We start from the raw sequence: 21,406 nt of genomic DNA on the forward strand, positions 1-21,406 counted from the left end.
AAAATTTCCAAATACCTATTCCCAATTCCATATTTTTATAATATAATTCTAACTGTATCAACTGTACTATGTATCATAGTACACTTAGATCAGATTGGAGGGGCGCACAATGTTTGAGCTGGATGTGAGGAGCCGTAAACCAATATATGAGCAATTGGTTGAGCGGCTTAAAGAGCTGATAATAACAGAAATATTAAAAACAGATGAACAGCTACCTTCAGTGAGAACGCTAGCCCAGCAGCTGACCATAAATCCAAATACGATCCAGAAAGCTTATCGAGAGCTTGAGGTTCAAGGATATATTTATTCCATTAAAGGAAAAGGCAGTTTTGTTAGTCCGGCTAGTCCCTCGCCTAATGCCGAAAAGCTTAGTAAGGTGAAATCAGAGCTAGTAAAGCTGCTTTCAGAAGCTATGTACTTAGGCATATCGGTAGATGATTTATACAAAATCATTCATGAGGTTGAAGCTATAGTCGGGGGAGGGATAGAAGATGATCAAAATTAGAAATGTCCGCAAGGCATTTGAAGACTTAGAAGCTATAGAGAATATGAATATAACAGTGAACAAAGGATCTATATATGGATTACTTGGTTCTAATGGAGCAGGAAAGACGACACTTCTCAAGCTAATAACAGGAATCTATGTTCAAGATGATGGGGTAATCACCATTGATGAAATGCCAGTTTATGAGAACCCTAACATGAAGCAAAGAATTTTCTTTATCCAGGATATTCCTTATTTTCTGCCTCAATACACAGTGAAGCAAATGGCGCAATTCTATCAAAATATATATCCAGCTTGGGATCAGAATCGTTTTGAAGAATTAGTCAAAGCATTTAATATGGATTTACATAAAAAGGTTCATAAATTTTCAAAGGGGATTCAAAGACAGGCTGCATTTATCCTCGGGCTATCAACGAAACCCGATGTACTTCTTCTCGATGAGCCAATGGATGGACTGGATCCGGTCATGCGAAAAAAAGTAAAAGGCTTAATAATCGATGATGTAGCTGAACGTGAAATGACTGTGTTAATTTCCTCTCATAATTTAAGAGAGGTTGAAGATTTATGTGATTTCATTGGCATTATGCATAAAGGAAAGTTAATGATTGAAAAAGAATTGGATGATCTAAAATCAGACACTCACAAAATTCAGGTTGCCTTTAATGGGCCGACTCCACCAGGAATCTTTGACCAAGTCAAAATCCTTCATAAGGAAAAACGCGGAAGTGTCCAATTATTTATTGTGAATGGAAAAGAAGAAGAGATATCAGCCAGAATAAAAAAGTATAGCCCTATCATATTTGATATCCTGCCACTAACATTAGAAGAAATTTTTATTTATGAAATGGGGGATGTTGGATATGCAGTCCAAAATATCCTTGGTTAGCAAAGAGATGTGGAAAACCATCTTGAGAAGTGTTGGATGGGTAGCGATCGTATATTTTCTAGGGTTGTTTATCGCTGTTCCATTAGAAATTTTAATGACAGAATCTAAGTTTGAGGAGGAGCATCTGTATTTTCAAAGGGCAAAGAATCTATTCGAGTATAATGCTGAGATTCAAAGTATTTTATCTATAGCACTTCCTGTTCTGCTGGCCATATTCTTATTTCGCTTTTTGCAGGTAAAGCACTTTAGCGATTTTATGCATAGTTTGCCAATTAAAAGAGAGCGAATATATCACGTGTTTACTCTTTTTGGAGCAGTCATTTTAATAACACCAGTTATTCTAAACGCTCTAATAATTTTGATTATTTATGGTCCTTTAAATTTGCATGAATTTTTAACGATTAGCGATGTATTTCAATGGCTAGGCATCACGATTATGTTTAATTTAGTTATTTACATGGTATCCGTTTTTGTCGCGATGATAACAGGATTATCTGTTGTCCAAGGCGGGTTAACCTATATTCTTCTGCTTCTGCCAATTGGCTTGATAATACTATTTGGCTTTAATTTGCCGTTTTACTTATACGGCTTTCCTGAACAATATTTCATGGAAAATAAAATTGAGTCCTTTTCCCCTTTAGTCGCTTTGAGCTTAATCAGCAGACGACCGATTGGATGGGGAGAAATCATCATCTATATTTTGCTGATCTTTATACTTTATGGGTTATCCTTATGGGTTTATAAGCAAAGAAGGCTTGAGGCAGTTTCACAGGCTCTCATTTTTCCATTTATGAAGCCAATCTTTAAATATGGAGCAACATTTTGCTCTATGTTATTAGGCGGAATGTACTTCGGGAAAATGGGTGGCGGCGCCTTTTGGCTTATTGCAGGTTATTTGTTTGGCTCTATTCTAGGGTATTTTATAGCTGAGATGGTACTACAAAAATCTTGGAGGATAATCATTCATATTCGAGGGTTTCTCATATATGTTTGTGCCATGGCGGTGCTTTTCGTGCTATTTCAGTTGGATTTCACTCAATATGAGAAAAATATTCCGTATACGAGTGAAATTGAACGTGTCCATTTTGGAAACAGCTATTACCACTTTAATAATACTGAAGCGGAACCTTATTATCTAGAGGATACAGATAATATCGAGCTTTTAAGAAGGCTTCATAAGGAAATTGTAGCCAATAAGGGTGACAACACATCTTCAAGAGAATCTGCCTTTTTTGTCTATGAGCTAAAAAATGGGAAGAGAATCGTTAGAAACTACGAGATTGATAAAAATAAATATGCTCAATTTTATAAGTTAATTTATGAATCGCCAGAATATAAAAGGGTAACGAATGAAATTTTTCAAGTAAAAGAGGGTCAGATCGAGAAGGTAACCATTCAGCCATATGGTCCTGTAAGTAAAAGATCAATCATTGTCGACCCATCTGAAATGGAAGAAGCGATTTCCATCTTAAAAGATGAGATTAATCAGGCAACGTATGAAGAGATGCAGGATAATCGAGATGCCTATTCGGTAATTGAAATTCTTCAGAGAAATGATAAAACGGTTATGATGGAATGGCGAGTTTCATATAAGAAATTTGAACAGTGGCTTGCTGAAAAAGGGTTATTGGAGAATGCGAGAATCAATGCTTCAGATATTGATACTGCCTACATTGCTCCGAAGGATGAACTAGATATCGACTATAGAGGCTACTCCCATGAGGAAGTATTCAAACAGATGGAAAGTTCAGGGAATATCCTTAAAGTAACAGATAAAACAATGCTGGAAACAACTTTGAAGGATACGAAGGGATATATTGATGGACCATATGTTGTTGCTATTAAATATAATAATGATCGGTATATCGATATAAAAAGCTTTAGCAGTGATAACGTTCCGGATTTTGTAAAGCAATATTTTGAATAGAAAGTGAGGGAGGGGATGAAAATGGATACTTGCTCTATTAATATGAAAGAAATTTGTGATTTGTATTATAAGCGGATTTTTCATGCAGCTTACTGTATTACGAGAGACCATTATTTGGCTGAGGATGTGGTTCAGGAAACCTTACTTAAAGCATATCAAAAAATGGACACCATTCAGGATAAAGAGAAAATGGGAGCCTGGCTGTCATCCATTGCCACGAGAACAGCCATTGACGTGATCCGAAAAGAAAGAAAAACGACTGAAAGATTGGCAGTAAACACAGACCTTGAGAATACGAACGTGATCATGAATCAAAATGTTGAACAGGAAGTAGAACTAAATTTCTTAAATGAGCAAATCCATTCTGTGATTAACTCCCTCTCTCCTGATCAAAAAAACGTGTTTTTACTTAAAATTAATTATGGACTAAAGGAAAGAGAAATAGCTGAATTATTAAAGCTAAACCAAAATACAGTAAAAACGAAATTGTATAGAATTCGAAAATATTTGAAGGCTATCTTGCTTGAAAAGGGATTAGCATAAATATCAATGAAGGTCCGTTGGGGATAATATTCCACGGACCTTTTTTCACGCTAGCCCTTTTAATAATGAACAAACAGCATATTTGCTACCCCTTTATCCAAATGCTATATTTTTAATAAAAGGAAATAAGAGGGACAATTCATGGTTAATGAAATAATATTAAATGATACTTTGATAAAAGTGTACGATTATAAACAAGGAAAAGTGAATGATTTATATGAAATTTTGGTTTCTTTTGAAGTGACGAGTGAAGAGTATCATGATATAGCAACGTTGCTATATCAAGGGACATTTGATGTGGTAATTCCTGAGAGGGAATTAGCATTTAGAGGGACAATTCAGCAATATTCTACTTCGATTACAAATTTATATGAAAAAGGGCAAGTTGGAAACTATTCATTAAGATTGCTTGAAGTGAAGGATTAAGAAAGTAGGGGTGGAGTGATGAAATTAAGCATTTTGGATCAGTCACCAATTTCTTCAAATCAAACAGCCAAAGAGGCATTAAATGAATCTATGAAATTAGCTCAAGCGGGAGAAAAACTAGGATATTCTCGCTACTGGATTGCTGAACATCATGATTTACCAGGATTAGCTTGTTCAGCACCAGAAGTGTTGTTGAGTTACATTGGAGCGAACACTAATAGAATCCGGATCGGCTCTGGGGCTGTTTTATTACCCTATTATAAACCTTATAAAGTGGCAGAAGTTTATAATACGTTAGCTACATTATTTTCAAATCGAATTGACATCGGTATTGGACGGGCCCCAGGTGGATCAGCTGAAGCTGCCAACGCATTATCTGATAACTTTTTACAGCAGGTGTGGAACATGTCAAATACAGTGAATGATCTACTTCATTTTGTAGACGATAATTTTCCTGAAGATCACAAATACGCGAAAGTCACAGCCTCTCCATTGCCAGAAATTTCACCAGAACCTTGGATTCTAGGTACAAGTAAAAAAAGTGCATTATTTGCAGCAGAAAAAGGATTGCCCTATGCATTCGGAAAGTTTATGAGCGACAATGACGGACCATCTATTATTCAAGAATACATTAATTCATTTACACCAAGAAAAGTGGGCCAACACCCTAAAGTGATTTTAACTGTTTCAGCTATATGTGCAGAAACGAATGAACTAGCAGAAGAGATTGTCTTAAGTTCTCTAATATGGTCATTGCAAAAAGAAAAAGGAGAAGGCCACATTAGCATCCCCTCTATTCAAGAAGCAAAACAATACGAGCTAGATCAAACAGAAAAAACTACTTTATATAAAATAAAACAAAACATGATAATCGGTAATCCCCAAGTAGTGAAACAGAAATTATGCGAGCTTCAAGCTCAATATAATGCGAACGAAATCATGATTGTGACGATAACATACTCTCCTAAAGACCGAATTCGTTCCTATCAATTGATTGCAGAAGAAATACTAAAAAATAAATACGGCACTAATTAAAATGATCAATTAATAATGAAGGGCACGATTGTGTTTTTTCAAACCACACTTTTTTTATTTGCTCCTTTATCAGTGTAGTACCAAGGTATCAGCTTTATGTGCATTAAATTTAGGTTATTTTTAAATGAAGATGGAATATCGAGTACGATAAAAACTATGTAGAATGAAAAGTCTGCTAAATAAGTCTATTTCTAAGCAGGAGATTGAATACAATGAATGGAAATTAGATTTATCAGTCAATAGGGGGTTGAAAGGATGCGGGAAGCGGTTATTGTGGAAGGCGTTCGAACACCAGTAGGCAGAAGAAATGGATTTTTTAATGATTTTAGAGCGGATGATCTTGCTGCTGAGGCATTAAAGGCATTAATAGAGAGAGCAGGAATAGATCCAGCGATTATTGATGATGTTATCTTGGGCTGTGTGTCTCAAATTGGAGAACAAAGTGGCGATATTGCAAGAGTTGCCTCTCTCATTGCTGGTTTTCCAATTGAGGTCCCAGGCACGACCATTGATCGTCAATGTGGTTCAAGCCAGCAGGCTGTTCATTTTGCTGCCCAGGCGATAATTGCTGGTGATATGGATGTTGTCATTGCTGGCGGGGTTGAGAATATGTCACGTGTACCAATTGGTTCCAGCTATCAGGGGGTTCCATTTAGTGACAAGCTGATGGACCAGCATGAAATGATTCATCAGGGCTTATCAGCAGAACGAATAGCTGAAAAATACGGATTAACTCGAGAGGAATTGGACCAATTTTCATATGAAAGTCATCAAAAAGCATTGAAGGCGCAAGCCAATTGCTATTTTTCAAAAGAGATTGTTCCTGTTCAAGTCAATTTGCCAGACGGCGAAACTGTTACTGTCTCAGAGGATGCCGGACCGCGGTCGGACACATCTGTTGAAGCTCTTGGCGGTTTAAAAACTGTGTTTAAAGAAGATGGAGTCATTCATGCAGGAAACTCTAGTCAGATTAGTGATGGAGCGGCAGCATTATTAATTATGTCCCGAGAAAAAGCCGAAGAACTAGGGTTGAAGCCAAGATTCCGCATACTCACTAGAACGATTGTCGGCTCAGACCCAACTTTAATGTTAACTGGACCTATTCCAGCCACTGAAAAAGCATTAAAGAAAGCAGGATTATCAATAGATGAAATTGATGTTTTTGAAGTAAATGAGGCCTTTGCACCTGTCCCGCTAGCTTGGTTAAAGGAAACGGGCGCGAACCCTGCCAAACTTAATCCAAACGGTGGTGCAATAGCACTCGGTCATCCTCTTGGTGCAAGCGGCGCAAGATTAATGGTTTCATTGATGCATGAGCTTGAACGCACTGGAGGAAGATATGGTCTCCAAACAATGTGCGAAGGGCATGGCATGGCGAATGCGACAATTATTGAAAGAATAGATTCATGATATATTGATATTATTTTATTTAGCATCGGTGTAAATTCCGATGCTTTTATAATCCTTTTTTTATAAGAAGATTGCTTAAACAGAGGAAAAAAGTGTTATAATCTTCTTTAGCAAGCAGCAAGGGCATAAATTGTACATAAAATATAGGGTGAAAATAATGTAATGACATATGATATAGATAAATATCGTTAGGAGAGATTACGACTTGTGAAAATTTATAAGGCAATTCCCAATATGGTCACGCTTGGAAATTTATATTGCGGATTTTTATCAGTCGGTTTTGCTGCGACCGGACAATTTAAGAACGCAGCTATTTTAATTTTAATCGGGATGATGCTAGATAGCATGGACGGAAGACTGGCCCGCATGTTAAACGTTGATAGCCAATTAGGGAAAGAGCTTGATTCTCTGGCTGATATTGTTACATTTGGAGTAGCGCCATCATTTTTAGTATATTATACTTATTTTTTTCAATTTGGTATTTTAGGAATGGCCATTGCTGGGTTATTTCCATTGTTTGGAGCTTATCGATTAGCTAGATTTAACATTAGCTCCAGCAAGACTTCATTAAATTATTTTGTCGGAGTACCGATTACAGCTGCTGGAGGAATATTGGCCCTATTAACTTTATTTGGGGACAAAATCCCTCATATTATCACAACTGTTGTATTTACAGGTATGTGTTTTTTAATGGTTAGTAAAATTAGAATTCCTAGTCTTAAAGAAATCCCTCTTCCAAAGTACGGGACCATTGTCACGGTGTTCCTCGGTTGTATTTTGTATATTATTTATAAAAAAGGTACACAAGGCCAATTTCCATATTTAATTTATATCGCAACTCCGCTTTATATAGCCTATCTTGCCTATCGTTTTGTAAAAGGGAAGAACAAAAAGCATGACTAAAAAATGTCGACAGAGTGTAATCCTTTTGGTTGCACTCTTTTTTTCGTATTAAGAAGGAAAAAATGAAGCTTATATCAATTAAGGTTCTACTGTCCGTTATTATGCGATAAACTTTAACAACTAAACATAGCAAATAAAAAAGGAAATAGATAATTGTCGTAGAATATAAATAATATTTGGAATATTTAATCTACTATGTTACAAACAGGGGGAGATTGCTAGGTGGGGATTTTAGAAATAAAGGATATTACTTTACGATTTGGGGGAGTCGTAGCCTTAGATCATGTATCTTATGAAGTGAAGAAGGGTGAGATTTTCTCATTAATCGGTCCAAACGGGGCTGGAAAAACAAGTATGCTCAATTGTATTAGTGGCCTATATCGCCCATCGGAAGGATCAGTCCTTTTTAAAGGAGAGGAAATTACCCAATTTAAGCCTCATAAGCGCGCTAGCCTTGGAATCGCTAGGGCCTTTCAAAATATTGAATTGTTTCCGCATCTTTCAGTTTTGGATAATTTAATGCTTGGCAGACATGTCCGTATGAAAACGGGAGTCCTTTCTGGAGGTTTATACTGGGGGAAGGCACAGAGAGAAGAAGTGGAGCATCGGGAAAAGGTTGAAAATGTCATTGATTTTTTAGAAATTGAACACATCCGGGATACGCCTGTCGGCAGACTAGCCTATGGCTTGCAAAAACGCGTTGAGGTCGGGAGAGCTCTTGCATTAGAACCGGAAATACTTCTTCTAGATGAGCCGATGGCCGGAATGAACAGTGAGGAAAAGGAAGACATGGCCCGGTACATAATCGATATTCATGAGGAAATGAATACGACCATTATTCTAATAGAACATGATATGGGTGTCGTGATGGACCTTTCTGATCATATTGCTGTCCTCGATTTTGGAAAGTTAATTGGTTACGGAACGCCTTATGAAATCCAAAATAACCAAAAGGTTATTGATGCTTATTTAGGTGAAGAAAATGTTGGGTAAGCAGATAGGGGAGGTTTTAAATTGATGTCCAGCTCGAACAAGACATTTCCTAAAATTTTACTAGAGTGGGCAAGTAAAGCCGGATCAAATGTGGCTTTAAGAGAAAAAGATTTTGGTATATGGAATGAAATTACGTATGAAAAATACTTAGAAGAAGTTAAATTTCTCAGTCTAGGCTTAGCCAAGCTAGGACTTAAACGAGGAGATAAAGTAGCTGTAATAGGAGATAATCGCCCTGAGTGGGTGATGAGCGAATTAGCTACTCAATGTCTGGGAGGCGTGTCAGTCGGAATTTATCAAGAATCACTTCCAAGTGAAATTAGTTATATTTTAGACCATTGTGATGCCAGTATCGTTGTAGTGGAGGATCAAGAGCAAGTGGATAAAGTTTTTGAGATTCGCGAAGAGATTCCGAAGGTGAAGACGATTATCTACTATGATCCACGGGGAATGAGAAATTATAAGGATGATTGTTTACTAAGCATTAAGGATGTCCAAGCAATGGGAAAGAATTTTGAATTAGAGTCCCCTTCATTTTTTCTATCAGAGGTGGAGAAAGGCAATGAAGAGGATGTTGCAATTTTTTCTTATACTTCCGGGACTACCGGGAATCCGAAAGGAACAATGCTCACATATAAGAACTTGCTGGAAATGGCAATAAACCTTTCAAACATTGACCCGCTTACAGAAAAGGATGAATATGTATCCTTCCTCCCGCTCGCTTGGATTGGGGAACAAATGATGACCATGGCGATGGGCCTATATAATGGAATGACCATTAACTTCCCAGAAGAACCTTCCACTGTGTTAGAAAATCTACGAGAAATCGGACCTCAAGTGATGTTTTCACCACCAAGAATCTATGAAGATATGCTTTCGAAATTTCAAGTGAAAATACAGGATGCCGGCTGGCTGAAAAGAAAAATTTATCAATGGTGCAAGCCTATTGGCGAAAAAGTAGCGAGAGCGCATTTTGATAATAAGCCAATATCGATCAGTACGAAATGGAAATATAAAATAGCCGATTATTTTATGTTTAGCGCGATAAGAGACCATTTAGGACTTCTTAATATGAAGCGTGCCTATACTGGAGGCGCGCCTCTTGGTCCGGATGTGTTCGAGTTTTTCCATAGTATCGGTGTAAATGTAAAGAGTATTTATGGACAAACAGAAGTATCTGGAATTTCGATCGTTCATCGTGACGGCGACATTAAATTTGACAGTGTTGGCATCCCAATTCCTGGAACAGAGGTGAAAATCTCTGAGGAGGGAGAAATACTTATCAAGAGTTCAAGCATATGTAAAGGGTATTACAAAAATGAAAAGTCCACATTGGAAACGATTCAATCCGGCTGGCTGCATACTGGAGATGCTGGGAGACTGGATGATCAAGGTCATTTATATGTGATCGACCGAATAAAAGATGTCATCCGGCTGCATTCAGGAGAAATGTTTTCGCCGCAATTTATTGAAAACAAATTGAAATTCAGCTCATACATTCAAGAAGCGGTAGCGATTGGAAAAGACCGTCCATACGTGGTGGCGATGATTAATATTGATATGGAAAACGTCGGCAGATGGGCAGAGAAAAATCAAATAAGCTATACGACATACACAGATTTATCATCCAAGCCTCAAGTTTTAGACATGATTCAAAAGCAAGTAAATGAAATCAATCAAACGTTACCTGAGAAAGCACGCGTGAGAAAATTTGTCCTTCTTTATAAAGAGCTTGATGCGGATGATGAGGAGCTGACAAGAACGAAAAAGGTTAGAAGACAGTTTGTAGCCAAAAAATATGAATCGTTGATTGAAGGATTGTACTCTGAGCAAGGGCAAATAAATGTTGAAGGAAAAATCAGATATCGGGATGGAAATGAACAAACGATTCATACAACACTTCAAGTGATTTTCATGGAAGAAGGAGAGGGAGCTGCTTAATGGCGTTTTTTTTGCAAATGCTTGTAACAGGCATCGTAGTAGGAAGTGTGTATGCATTGGTGGCGCTCGGATTTGTATTAATCTATAAATCTAGTGACGCCATTAACTTTGCGCAAGGGGAATTTCTATTAATTGGGACATATGTTTGTCTGACCTTAATAACAGCTTATAACATTCCCTTTATTGCCGCATTATTAATTGCCCTCATCTTCAGTGCTGTACTCGGTTTTGTCATTGAAAGAATTGTATTACGGCCATTTATCGGTGAACCAGTTATCTCTATGATCATGGCAACAATTGGATTATCAAGTGTGTTAGCAGGAATCGTGCATATTATTTGGGGCCATGAAACACGTGTGTTTCCAAAAATCTTCTCTGAAGAGCCCGTTCGTTTAGGCCAAGTTGTAGTGGCTCCGGTTTATTTATGGTCATTGGTCATTGTTATTATCATGCTGTTAATTTTTACACTGTTTTTCAAATATTCAAAGCTTGGGATTGCGATGCGTGCAACAGCGGATGATCAGCAGGCTGCCATGTCAATGGGGATAAGTGTGAAAGTGATCTTTGCTGTGGCATGGGCGATAGCAGCAGTTGTATCAGCAGTCGGCGGTATTTTGCTCGGAAATATTAATGGTGTTAATGCATCGCTTTCGGCTATTGGGCTTAAGGTGCTTCCTGTTGCCATTCTTGGCGGTTTGGATAGTATCCCTGGGGCGATTATCGGGGGACTCATTATTGGTGTGATCGAAAGTATGACAGGAGGCTACTTAGATCCATTAGTTGGCGGCGGATTGAAAGAAGTCATGCCATTTGTCATTCTAGTCTTTATTCTCATGTTCAAGCCTTATGGTTTATTTGGCAAAAAAGAAATCGAGAGGGTGTAACCGGATGAAGAATCCATTTGTAATGGGGTGTGGAGAGTTCCATGTGAACTACAAACAAGATATGGCCATATGGAAAATCACCCGCGTAAGAGTACGTGTCTTTATCATGCTTGCACTCTTAGCCATCTTTCCGCTAATAGCATCTGATTACGTTGTTGGTCTCGCCACTCTTTGTGGAATTGCTGCCATAGGCGCCATCGGGCTAAATATATTAACTGGTTTTACTGGACAAATATCCATTGGGGTTGGGGCCTTTCTAGGTGTCGGCGGCTATACATCTGCCATTCTAACGGCAAAGCTTGGCTTAAGTTTTTGGATTGCGATGCCAACGGCCGGGATGATCACTGCAATTGTTGGAGGACTATTTGGATTGCCTTCTCTCCGTTTAAAGGGACTATACTTAGCTATTGCTACCTTGGCAGCCCAGGTGATCATCCTCTTTGTAATTTCTAGATGGGACTCACTAACAGGCGGTACAGCTGGAATGGTCCTATCTAGACCTGAAATTGGCGGTTTTATCTTTAATAGTGAATCAAGCTATTACTATTTAATGTTTGGTGTCCTGATCATAACAACAATGTTCACATTAAATCTCTTCCGGTCAAGAGTTGGCAGAGCCTTTATCGCTGTTAGGGACAGGGATATTGCTGCAGAAGTGATGGGTATTGATTTATTCAAGTATAAAGTGCTTGCCTTTATCGTCAGTTCGTTCTTTGTAGGTGTAGCAGGGGCATTGCTTGGACATTACACGATGGTTGTAAGTCCAGAGCTGTATAGCATTGGCGTCTCGATTGAATATTTAGCCATCATACTTGTAGGTGGATTAGGCAGTGTATTTGGTTCTATTTATGGAGCTGTTTTTATTACTTTGCTGCCCGTTGTTCTACGCTCAGGTGTTGAGCTTTTAAGTGGGATTTTCCCGGATATTGCTAATGTTCTCGTTGGAATGAAGGAAGTTGTATTTGGACTTGTTATTATATTGTTCCTTATTTATGAACCACAAGGGCTGGCGAAAATATGGAAAAATATTAAAGATTACTTTAGATTGTGGCCATTTTCATATTAGGTGATTAGATATTGGATGTAATTTGCAATTACTTCTAATTTTTAATAATTATTTACTCAAGTTAAGGGGGAAGAAAATGAGAAAGTTTTGGGCTGTGTTGTTAGTGTTAATGTTAGGATTGCTTACAGCATGTTCAGGCGGTGAGAAGAGTTCAGGCAATACAAAGGGTACAGTTAAATTCGGTGGGATTTTTGATATTACAGGAGGAACTGGTGATGTTGGAACTCCTTATGCTGAAGGTGCAAAAGCGTATTTTGAGCATATAGGTAAGCAAGAAATTAATGGCCATAACGTTGAAATAATCAGTGATGATTATGCTTATAAAATTCCTGAAGCTCAAAAACTTTATCAAAAATATAAATCAAAAGATAAGGTGGCAGCTATTTTAGGATGGGGAACAGGTGATACCGAAGCTCTTCGCCAGCAAGTGGCGACTGATAAGCTTCCATATATTTCCGGTTCTTATTCCGAAAACCTCAAAAATATAGAGGAAAGCCCATATAACTTTTTAGCTGCTGCGACTTATTCAGACCAAGCAAGATCAGCCTTAAAGTGGATAAAAGATAATCATAGCGGTGGAACCCCAACGGTTGCTTTACTTTATAATGATACAGCATTTGGAAAATCACCAATTGAAGATGCGAAAAACTTTGCAAAAGAAATTGGTATTGACGTTGTTGATGAACAAATTATTGAACTGCAAACGCTTGATGCAACTTCACAATTATTAAATATGGAAAAGAAAAACCCTGATTATGCGCTTATTCAACAAACGTGGGGGGCAACAGCAACTATTCTAAAAGATGCCAAAAAGCTAGGGATAGATACACAATTTATTGGATTGAACTGGGCAACAGGTGAAGGCTTGCTTCCAATTGCAGGTGATGCAGCGGAAGGCTTTATCGGTGTTGTGACACATGCGTTTCCTTACGAAGATTTACCAGGTATAGCGGAGATAAAGGAGTATTTAGAAGGTAAAGGTGAAAAGTTAGAGGATAAGAACCAAAAGTTCATCCAAGGATGGGTTTCAGCGAAAATTATGGTTGAAGGCATGAAGCTGGCTGATGATCCGACAACGGGTGAAGGGATACGAGGCGGTTTAGAAAAATTATCAAATCTTGATCTAGGCGGTCTGGCAGCACCAGTTTCTTTCTCAGCTGATAATCATGCTGGTACTAACCAAATTAGATTAGCAAAAGTAGAAAATGGCAAATTTGAAATATTCACAGATTATATCGGCTATTAAATGAGGGTGGGAGCGTTTTAACGGACGCTCCCTTTTTGAAAGTAATGAGCGGGAGGAATTGTATGCTGACGATTAATAATGTCGAAGTCATGTATGACCGGGTTATTCTTGTCCTAAAAGGAATGTCAATGGTGGTTCCTAAAGGAAAGATTGTTGCCTTATTAGGAAGTAATGGTGCAGGAAAAACTACTACTCTTAAGGCCATATCCGGTCTATTAAAAAGCGAAAATGGTGAAGTGACTGACGGATATATCGAGTTGTACGGAGAACGAATTGATGTCAGCGATGCCGAAACGATTGTAAAAAAAGGGATTTTTCAATGCATGGAAGGGCGTCGTGTATTCGAGCAATTAACAGTTGAGGAAAATTTAATAGCAGGTGCTCACACTCGTAAAGACCGCAAAAATATTAAGGACGATATCCAAAAGGTATATCATTATTTTCCGAAGCTGGAAATGTTAAAAAACAGGCAGGCAGGCTATTTATCCGGGGGTGAGCAGCAAATGCTGGCAATTGGCCGTGGAATCATGGCTAAGCCTAAAGTACTGCTATTAGATGAACCCTCACTTGGACTAGCTCCATTGCTTGTGAAAGAAATCTTTGCCATCATCAAGAAAATTAATGAAGAGGAAGGGACAACGATATTAGTAGTTGAACAAAACGCGAATGTAGCGTTATCTATTGCCGATTATGGCTACATAATGGAAAATGGCCGTATTGTGATGGATGGAACAGTTGAAAGATTACTAGCTAATCAGGATGTTCGTGAGTTTTATTTAGGGATGAGCGATAAGGGACGAAGAAGCTATAAAGAAATTAAATCGTATAAAAGAAGAAAGAGGTGGCTGTAATGGAGGCATTGAAAGGCGTTATCCAATATGCTTATGACCATGCAAAAGGGTTCAAAGAGATTATGGATGAGGCTTGCCTTTCTCCAGGTGATATTCAGTCATTTAAGGATTTGGAGAAAATTCCGGTATTAAAAAAGGATCAATTGCCTAGGCTTCAGAGTATAAATGCCCCATTCGGAAATTTTACAACGATCCAAGCTGCAGAGATGGCAAGAATATTTATGTCTCCGGGCCCAATCTACGACCCTCAAACACAAGAACAAGATTTTTGGAGATTTTCTGAGGCTCTGTCTATTGCAGGTTTTGGTAAGGGGGATATAGTACAAAATACCTTTTCTTATCATTTATCACCCGCAGGCTTTATGTTTGACTCTGCTCTCAGAGAAATAGGGGCAACAGTCATTCCAGCTGGAACAGGTAATCGTGAACTGCAAATACAAGTGATGAAGGATTTACAAGTGACTGGTTATGTCGGTACACCGAGTTTCTTTTCCATCTTATTAGACGCAATGGAGGAAAAGGGGTGGATGCAAGGCAAAGAGATTCATATAAACAAGGCATTTTTTACGGCGGAGATGCTGACAACGGATATGAGAAAAAGATGTGAGGACAGTGGGATATCAGTCTATGAAGGATATGGCACTGCAGATTGTGGCTGTATTGCCTTTGAGGATAAGAAAGGGCCTGGTTTATGCTTGACTAATACAGCGGTTGTGCAAATTTGCGATCCACATAATGGGAAGGAAGTTCATACAGGTGAAGGTGAAATTGTCGTGACTTTATATGACAAAAGCTATCCGCTCATTCGCTTTGGAACCGGAGATTTGTCACGCTGGGTGGAAGGTTATGAAGGCAAGCGGATTGCTGGAGTTCTTGGAAGAGTGAGTGATGGAATAAAGGTAAAAGGGATGTTTGTTAGAGAAAAGCAGCTTTCGCTTGTATTGGAGGAAGCGGGGTATAGAATGTTCCAAGGAATAGTTTCGTGGGAACGCAACCAGGACGAATTCGAGCTATTTATAGAGTCTGAAGAGGAACTTGATGAAAGCCTAATTAGCAAACTCCAAGATGTTATCCGTGTGACACCTATTCTCAAGAAAGTCGCACCAGGTACGATAAAAAAAGAAGAAAAACGCCTAGTTGATAAAAGACTGCTAGATTTGAAGAATGCATGAAAAAGAATGNNCATTCTTTTTCATGCATTCATTTAAACATTTCATTTAATTTTTCATAGGTTTCCGGATATTTTGCTTCATATTGCAAATACGTTGGAACCGGATAGCGGACACCGCCTTTATGTGTTTGCTTCAATCCATCAATGAAATTTTCTACGGAGGAGTATGGAATGGTGAAGGCCATTTCATGATCATGTGTTTGTCCAAATACCCTGTCACCATAGCATGGAAGAATAACTTGTGGTTTGTTTGATTTTATAGTCTTAATGACTATATCTGCACAATCAGCTCGCGCTGTAAAGGTTGAGGTAATTTCGCCGCCTGTATGATAAAGAGCCCCTGCAACCATACGCATGACTTGTGCGGAATTTCCATAGACAACAATCACATCAGGTTCAAATGCTGCACGCGTTAACGGAGCCATCAATACAGTTCCCGATTCAGCAGTTGTAAATTTTGGAACAGCTGACTCCGTTATGGTACCGATATCACATGTTTTTGTATACATCCCATCGGTTAAATTTCCCTCTGAATAATAGGCTAATTCCTCTTCAAAACCAAAAGCGATCTTTGCAATTGGGCAGGAAAGATCCTCCCGATCCATCGCTAGTCCCCAGCCATATCTCCTAGCCATTGTGATCCCTTGGCAAATGCTAAATGTTTTTCCGAAGTCTTTATAAGGGCGTTTGACACGATCTGGAAGGGGTTCTCCTTTTTTCATTACACGAAGAGCCAACGGAAACGTATCCGGCCTGACAAAGAGGTGAATAGCTTCATCTAATTTAAATAATAAATTACTGCTTTCTGTTTGTTGCAAGCTCCCATCTCCTTTCTGTTAATTAAATATTCTATAAATTCCAACTGCACTCCTTCTTTCATCTATTAGAATATTACTCTGACTTCTGTATAAAAATACATTATTAACATGCTATTAGTGTAAACTCGACAACTTATTGTATTAACCGACAAAATGTGATAAAAATAAACTAATCTATGGGTAGTTACATTTTTTACTAAATATTCATGATTTTAGATGGGTTTTAATGTTTTGTGTATCTTTTAATTGGAATAATGATAGATCTTATTACTTAGTTTAATGGATTTATATTTATGTAACATTATTAATATTTTTACATTTTAAAGGGGTGTGAAAATGGCTGGAATGTTTGAAGAAAATCAAGTGCAGCCATGGATTAATTCGTTGAAAGAGTTATTTAAAATTGGTCATAAAAATTATCAGTCATTTTTAGGAATGGAAAAGGATATTCAGGAGATTAGCTCTTTCCTTGAAGACTATTCTAATCTAAAATTCGCACTTGATGTTTCAGCAATCGTAGCTGTTACGAACATTAAGGGAGAAATTATTTATGCTAACAACAAATTCTGTGAGCTTTCAAAATATAGCCGTGAGGAGTTAATCGGAAAGGATCATCGTATTCTGAATTCAGGCCATCACGATAAGCAATTTTTCAAAAATATGTGGACCAGTATTAATAAAGGAGAAGTGTGGGAAGGTGAGGTGAAGAATAAAGCAAAAGACGGGTCTTTCTATTGGGTAAAGACAACCATCGTGCCATTAAAGGACCTCTCTGGTAAAACGACTATGTTTATTGCCATACGTACTGATATTTCAGAAGGGAAGTTTGCGCAAGAAAAACTATTAACGGCCTTGCAAAATGATTATCAGCAAATTGTTGCCTCGATGAATAATCTAATCTTTAAAGTAGCTAAGGATCATGATCATTATGTATATACACTCAATGAGGGGCAATTAGCAAATAAATTAGGTTTAGAGAACGGAAATATGAAGAATAAAAAGGTACATGAAATATTTCCTAAAGAGATAACCGAAAACCTAATTCAATATTATCATCAGGCCTTTTTAGGCCGCCAAGTTACTTATCAATATCCATTTCGCGGGAGACAGATATTAACTCATTTAACGCCAATTTATGAGCATGGAGAGATTAAAGAAATTCTTGGCTGCATGAATGATATTACTGAACTGCATCACGCCCAGCAGCAAGTTGAATATATGGCCTATCACGATATACTATCTAGTCTACCTAATAGACGAAAGTTTAGCGATGATTTAAATCACTTAATCTCAATTTCCCAAAGTCGAAATGAAAGAATTGCTTTATTATATCTCGATCTTGACCGATTTAAACAAATAAATGATTCTTTCGGTCATGCAGTGGGAGATCAATTAATTACAAAAGTTTCCTTTTTGCTTAAAAAAGCTCTCTTCCAAAAAGCACAAATTTACCGTTTTGCTGGAGATGAATTTATTATTCTCTATCCAAAAATTAATGATTATGAATGCGCAATACATTCGGCAAATCAAATACTTTCTATTTTTGATCAATCAATCATGCTATTAAACAATTTGGAAATTTTCACTTCATGCAGTATTGGAATTAGTATTTTCCCTGACCATGGGGATGATTGTGAGACATTATTAAAAAATGCGGATGCAGCGATGTATAGGGCGAAATCAAAAGGCCGAAATACATTTAATATTTATGAAAAAGATATGTCTCATTCACAGGAGAAAGCGTTATCAATTGAATATCATTTACGAAATGCCATAGAGAATGATGAATTTGAACTTTATTTTCAGCCAAAGATGAACTTAGTTTCGAAAGAAATTAATGGGATAGAGGCTTTAATACGCTGGAATAACCCTGATCTCGGAAAACTCTCACCTGATGATTTCATTCCTACTGCAGAGGAAACTGGATTTATTCATAAATTAGATAAATGGGTGTTGGAAAAGGCTTGTAAGCAAAATAAGGAATGGAATGAAACTCTTTTTTCCAAGCCAGTTAAAGTTTCAGTTAATATTTCACCTCTTCATTTCCGACTGCCTAATTTTCACCATGTTATTAAGCAAGTGCTAGATAAAACGGAGCTTGCGCCACATCTTCTTGAAATTGAAATTACGGAAAATAGTTTCATAGATCATGCAGAGGAATGTATTTCATGCCTAAATGAATTGAGAAAAATGGGTGTGACTGTAGCCATTGATGATTTTGGCAAAGGGTATTCGTCACTAAATTATTTACGGAAATTTCCAATTCATTCCTTGAAAATTGATCGAACGTTCATACAGGAAGTGGCTAAGAATTCAGATGATATTGCTATTGTAAAGGCTATTACACTTCTTGCACATGAATTGAATCTAAAGGTTGTTGCTGAAGGGATAGAAACGGAGGAAGTCATTCATATATTAGAAAAGATCGGTTGTGATGAAATTCAAGGATATTACATAAGCAAACCACTGCCAAAGCAAGAGTTTGAAACGGTATTCAGCCTTTAAAATAGCAGCATTCGGTTTTTCTGGACAAGTTTCCGATATTGCACTTTTCCTGTCCAAAAAATTTTTATATATCTTCTATTCATTGAAAAAGGGAAAAAGACTATCGCAGATTTTGCATATTTATTCCATTAGTGAGAATCCTAAGGAAGTGATAATTTTCGGTAAAAAATATAGGTATTCGTAGTTATCTAAAGGAGTCTTTCATTTGGAAATTCTTAATCTTTTATTAGACACCTATGCTTCTTTTTTTGATTGGGAAATGTGGGCCAAAGTATTGTCTGATCCTGTATCATGGGGCTATATAGGTACATTAGTTATACTAGAAGGTTTATTATCTGCGGATAATGCCTTAGTTTTAGCTGTAATGGTCAAGCATCTTCCTAAAGAGCAGCAAAGAAAAGCTTTAACTTATGGATTAATCGGTGCTTATTTTTTCCGATTCATTTTTATCGGTCTTGGAATGCTGTTAATTAAGTTCTGGTGGATAAAGGTTCTGGGGGCTGCTTATCTAGCTTGGATTGTCATTAAGCATTTCTGGATGGGTGAAGACGATGAAGAAACAAGTGGCATGAAAAAAGAAAGCTGGCTCGTCCGCACAATCGGAATCTTCTGGGCAACGGTTATTTCGGTAGAACTGATGGACTTAGCCTTTTCTGCTGACAGTATTTTAGCTGCCTTTGCTGTTTCGGAAGAAGTATGGATTTTATTAATCGGGGGCATGCTTGGCATATTAATGATGCGGACCGTTGCTAAAGTTTTTCTTGTGCTAATTGAAAAAGTACCTGAATTAGAAAACACTGCATTTATTCTGATCGCAATTATATCAGCCAAAATGTTTGCTAGTGTATTTGGAATTGAATTACACCATTTAATCTTTTTCGGAATTCTGATTTTAGCTTTCATAGGAACTTTTGTAATCCATAATATTAATAAGAAAAAACAGGATGAATTAAAATCGGCAGAAGAGTAAGAAAGAAGTTTCTTAAAAAATTTTCAGACCAAATCGAGGGGTTTGGTCTTTTAATATTTCCATTTCATATCAAAAATTAATCTTCATTCTAGATTTATGTGTTTGATCCAAGTGGGATAAACGTCTTTTCTGCAGGAGTTATTAAGATAATTGAAGTTTAGTTGAAGAAAAACAGGTGTTTTTGTATATCGGAGAGAATATAAATAGAAATTAATATTTCAAGGTGGTTAGAAAAATGGCAATGTCGGATTATTATAAAAACCTCCGAGAAAAAGTCGGTAATGAACTTATTTTTATGCCAAGTGTAACAGGAATTGTTCGAAACAATTTGGGTGAAATTTTATTACAAAACAAAGGGAATGGCGAGAAGTGGAGTCTTCCTGCTGGTGCAATTGAACTTGGAGAAGCACCTGCCGAAGCAGTTGTTCGTGAAGTATGGGAAGAAACGGGATTATATGTTGTGCCAAAAAAGTTATTAGGCGTATTTGGTGGGAAAGACTTTCGTTACGAATATCCTAATGGTCATCAAGTGGAGTATATCGGCTATATGTTTGATTGCGTTATTCAAAGTGGTGAATTAGGTCCAATTGATAACGAAACTGCTGAACTACAATATTTTAGTCCCAGTAATATGCCTGAACTTGCTTTACCTTACCCTAAAGCTTTATTTTTACAAAAGGAAAATGATGGAATTTATTTCCAATGGGATGAACAGTGGTTAAAAAGTCTTTTTCAAATATAAAAATTTTATATTGTACGAATGGTTCCAAGAGATCAAAAGGAGAAAATTCACAGATGGTATAATCGTAAAATGGGGGTAATTGTATGATATTAGAAGCTGCAATGCTGCAAGTTAAGATAGGTATGGAAGTGGAATTTGAAGAAGCATTTCGTGAAGCATCAGAAATTATTTCATCAATGAAAGGGTACATATCCCACCAATTACAACGATGTATAGAAGTTGAGGGGAAATATTTATTACTTGTGAAATGGGAAACTTTAGTTGATCATACAATTGGATTTAGACAATCAAAAGAGTATCAAGAATGGAAAAAACAATTACATCATTTCTACGACCCATTTCCAATAGTTGAACATTTTGAAAATGTACCGATTTAAAGGATATTGAACAAGCATACGTTGGGTTCTAGTTGTTGTTTTTATATGTATCTATACTAGGTTTCTATTAAGCTAGAAAAATGCGTTTCTACAATAAGTGGAGACTCTTTTTTTACTAACGTGAGTTTAACAAGCCTGAAAGAAAATATTTGCGTAAGCTATCTTTTTCGTCATAGAAGGTTCCCAAAAATTTTTCTCACAAATTAA

20 protein-coding genes are annotated in these 21,406 nt (G+C 37.3%); 19 read left to right on the forward strand and 1 reads right to left on the reverse strand.

The genetic code is table 11. The annotated features are described in order from the left end of the window. Positions 1-109: 109 nt before the first annotated feature. The 15 genes from V7122_RS08395 to V7122_RS08465 all read left to right on the forward strand — a co-directional run bounded on the left by V7122_RS08395 (position 110) and on the right by V7122_RS08465 (position 15,788). Entirely contained in the window at positions 110-505 is a 396-nt protein-coding gene (locus V7122_RS08395) for a GntR family transcriptional regulator (RefSeq protein WP_335345985.1), read from the forward strand. After that, complete coding sequence (locus tag V7122_RS08400; protein WP_335354598.1) at positions 492-1,391, forward strand: ABC transporter ATP-binding protein; 900 nt, start codon at positions 492-494, stop codon at positions 1,389-1,391. Before V7122_RS08395 ends, V7122_RS08400 begins: the two co-directional genes overlap by 14 nt. Then, positions 1,366-3,318 (forward strand): DUF6449 domain-containing protein, encoded by a 1,953-nt coding sequence (locus V7122_RS08405; RefSeq protein ID WP_335526343.1) that lies wholly within the window; start codon positions 1,366-1,368, stop codon positions 3,316-3,318. The genes V7122_RS08400 and V7122_RS08405 overlap by 26 nt, the downstream gene beginning before the upstream one ends. 21 nt (positions 3,319-3,339) lie before the next feature. Further along, entirely contained in the window at positions 3,340-3,861 is a 522-nt protein-coding gene (locus V7122_RS08410) for an RNA polymerase sigma factor (RefSeq protein WP_335354597.1), read from the forward strand. A gap of 141 nt (positions 3,862-4,002) precedes the next feature. Then, positions 4,003-4,287: a DUF3219 family protein gene (locus V7122_RS08415; RefSeq protein WP_335348096.1), complete on the forward strand. Its 285-nt coding sequence runs from the start codon at positions 4,003-4,005 to the stop codon at positions 4,285-4,287. An 18-nt stretch (positions 4,288-4,305) separates the two neighbouring features. Continuing rightward, entirely contained in the window at positions 4,306-5,322 is a 1,017-nt protein-coding gene (locus tag V7122_RS08420; RefSeq protein ID WP_335348097.1) for an LLM class flavin-dependent oxidoreductase, read from the forward strand. A 255-nt stretch (positions 5,323-5,577) separates the two neighbouring features. Continuing rightward, positions 5,578-6,732 (forward strand): thiolase family protein, encoded by a 1,155-nt coding sequence (locus V7122_RS08425; protein WP_335354595.1) that lies wholly within the window; start codon positions 5,578-5,580, stop codon positions 6,730-6,732. 234 nt (positions 6,733-6,966) lie between these two features. Further along, positions 6,967-7,635: a CDP-diacylglycerol--serine O-phosphatidyltransferase gene (gene pssA / locus V7122_RS08430; RefSeq protein ID WP_438824025.1), complete on the forward strand. Its 669-nt coding sequence runs from the start codon at positions 6,967-6,969 to the stop codon at positions 7,633-7,635. A gap of 222 nt (positions 7,636-7,857) precedes the next feature. Continuing rightward, entirely contained in the window at positions 7,858-8,628 is a 771-nt protein-coding gene (locus V7122_RS08435) for an ABC transporter ATP-binding protein (protein ID WP_335347727.1), read from the forward strand. A gap of 24 nt (positions 8,629-8,652) precedes the next feature. Continuing rightward, a complete protein-coding gene (locus tag V7122_RS08440) occupies positions 8,653-10,569 on the forward strand; it encodes an AMP-binding protein (RefSeq protein WP_335347728.1) in 1,917 nt (638 codons plus the stop codon). Further along, positions 10,569-11,453, forward strand: a complete 885-nt coding sequence (locus tag V7122_RS08445) for a branched-chain amino acid ABC transporter permease (RefSeq protein WP_335347729.1) — start codon at positions 10,569-10,571, stop codon at positions 11,451-11,453. Before V7122_RS08440 ends, V7122_RS08445 begins: the two co-directional genes overlap by 1 nt. A 4-nt stretch (positions 11,454-11,457) precedes the next feature. Further along, positions 11,458-12,519 (forward strand): branched-chain amino acid ABC transporter permease, encoded by a 1,062-nt coding sequence (locus V7122_RS08450; RefSeq protein WP_335347730.1) that lies wholly within the window; start codon positions 11,458-11,460, stop codon positions 12,517-12,519. 76 nt (positions 12,520-12,595) lie between these two features. After that, positions 12,596-13,765: an ABC transporter substrate-binding protein gene (locus V7122_RS08455; protein ID WP_335347731.1), complete on the forward strand. Its 1,170-nt coding sequence runs from the start codon at positions 12,596-12,598 to the stop codon at positions 13,763-13,765. A gap of 62 nt (positions 13,766-13,827) precedes the next feature. Next, a complete protein-coding gene (locus V7122_RS08460; protein ID WP_335347732.1) occupies positions 13,828-14,616 on the forward strand; it encodes an ABC transporter ATP-binding protein in 789 nt (262 codons plus the stop codon). Continuing rightward, positions 14,616-15,788, forward strand: coding sequence for a phenylacetate--CoA ligase family protein (locus tag V7122_RS08465; RefSeq protein WP_335347733.1), 1,173 nt, complete (start codon positions 14,616-14,618; stop codon positions 15,786-15,788). The genes V7122_RS08460 and V7122_RS08465 overlap by 1 nt, the downstream gene beginning before the upstream one ends. 28 nt (positions 15,789-15,816) lie before the next feature. Here the strand turns inward: V7122_RS08465 and V7122_RS08470 are convergent, their stop codons facing one another. Further along, complete coding sequence (locus V7122_RS08470; protein WP_335488112.1) at positions 15,817-16,605, reverse strand: DUF169 domain-containing protein; 789 nt, start codon at positions 16,603-16,605, stop codon at positions 15,817-15,819. A 336-nt stretch (positions 16,606-16,941) separates the two neighbouring features. Between V7122_RS08470 and V7122_RS08475 the strand changes: the two genes are divergently transcribed. The 4 genes from V7122_RS08475 to V7122_RS08490 all read left to right on the forward strand — a co-directional run bounded on the left by V7122_RS08475 (position 16,942) and on the right by V7122_RS08490 (position 21,199). Continuing rightward, positions 16,942-19,110 (forward strand): sensor domain-containing protein, encoded by a 2,169-nt coding sequence (locus tag V7122_RS08475; RefSeq protein WP_335353731.1) that lies wholly within the window; start codon positions 16,942-16,944, stop codon positions 19,108-19,110. Positions 19,111-19,315: 205 nt separating this feature from the next. Then, positions 19,316-20,080 carry a TerC family protein gene (locus V7122_RS08480; RefSeq protein ID WP_335345396.1) on the forward strand — a complete coding sequence of 255 codons (765 nt, stop codon included), beginning with the start codon at positions 19,316-19,318 and terminating at the stop codon, positions 20,078-20,080. Between the two features lie 235 nt (positions 20,081-20,315). After that, a complete protein-coding gene (locus V7122_RS08485) occupies positions 20,316-20,822 on the forward strand; it encodes an NUDIX hydrolase (RefSeq protein ID WP_335345397.1) in 507 nt (168 codons plus the stop codon). Between the two features lie 83 nt (positions 20,823-20,905). Further along, positions 20,906-21,199 carry an antibiotic biosynthesis monooxygenase family protein gene (locus V7122_RS08490; RefSeq protein ID WP_335345398.1) on the forward strand — a complete coding sequence of 98 codons (294 nt, stop codon included), beginning with the start codon at positions 20,906-20,908 and terminating at the stop codon, positions 21,197-21,199. Positions 21,200-21,406: the final 207 nt, after the last annotated feature.

This window comes from Bacillus sp. JJ1532, assembly GCF_036965085.1.
Taxonomy (GTDB): Bacteria; Bacillota; Bacilli; order Bacillales; family Cytobacillaceae; genus Cytobacillus.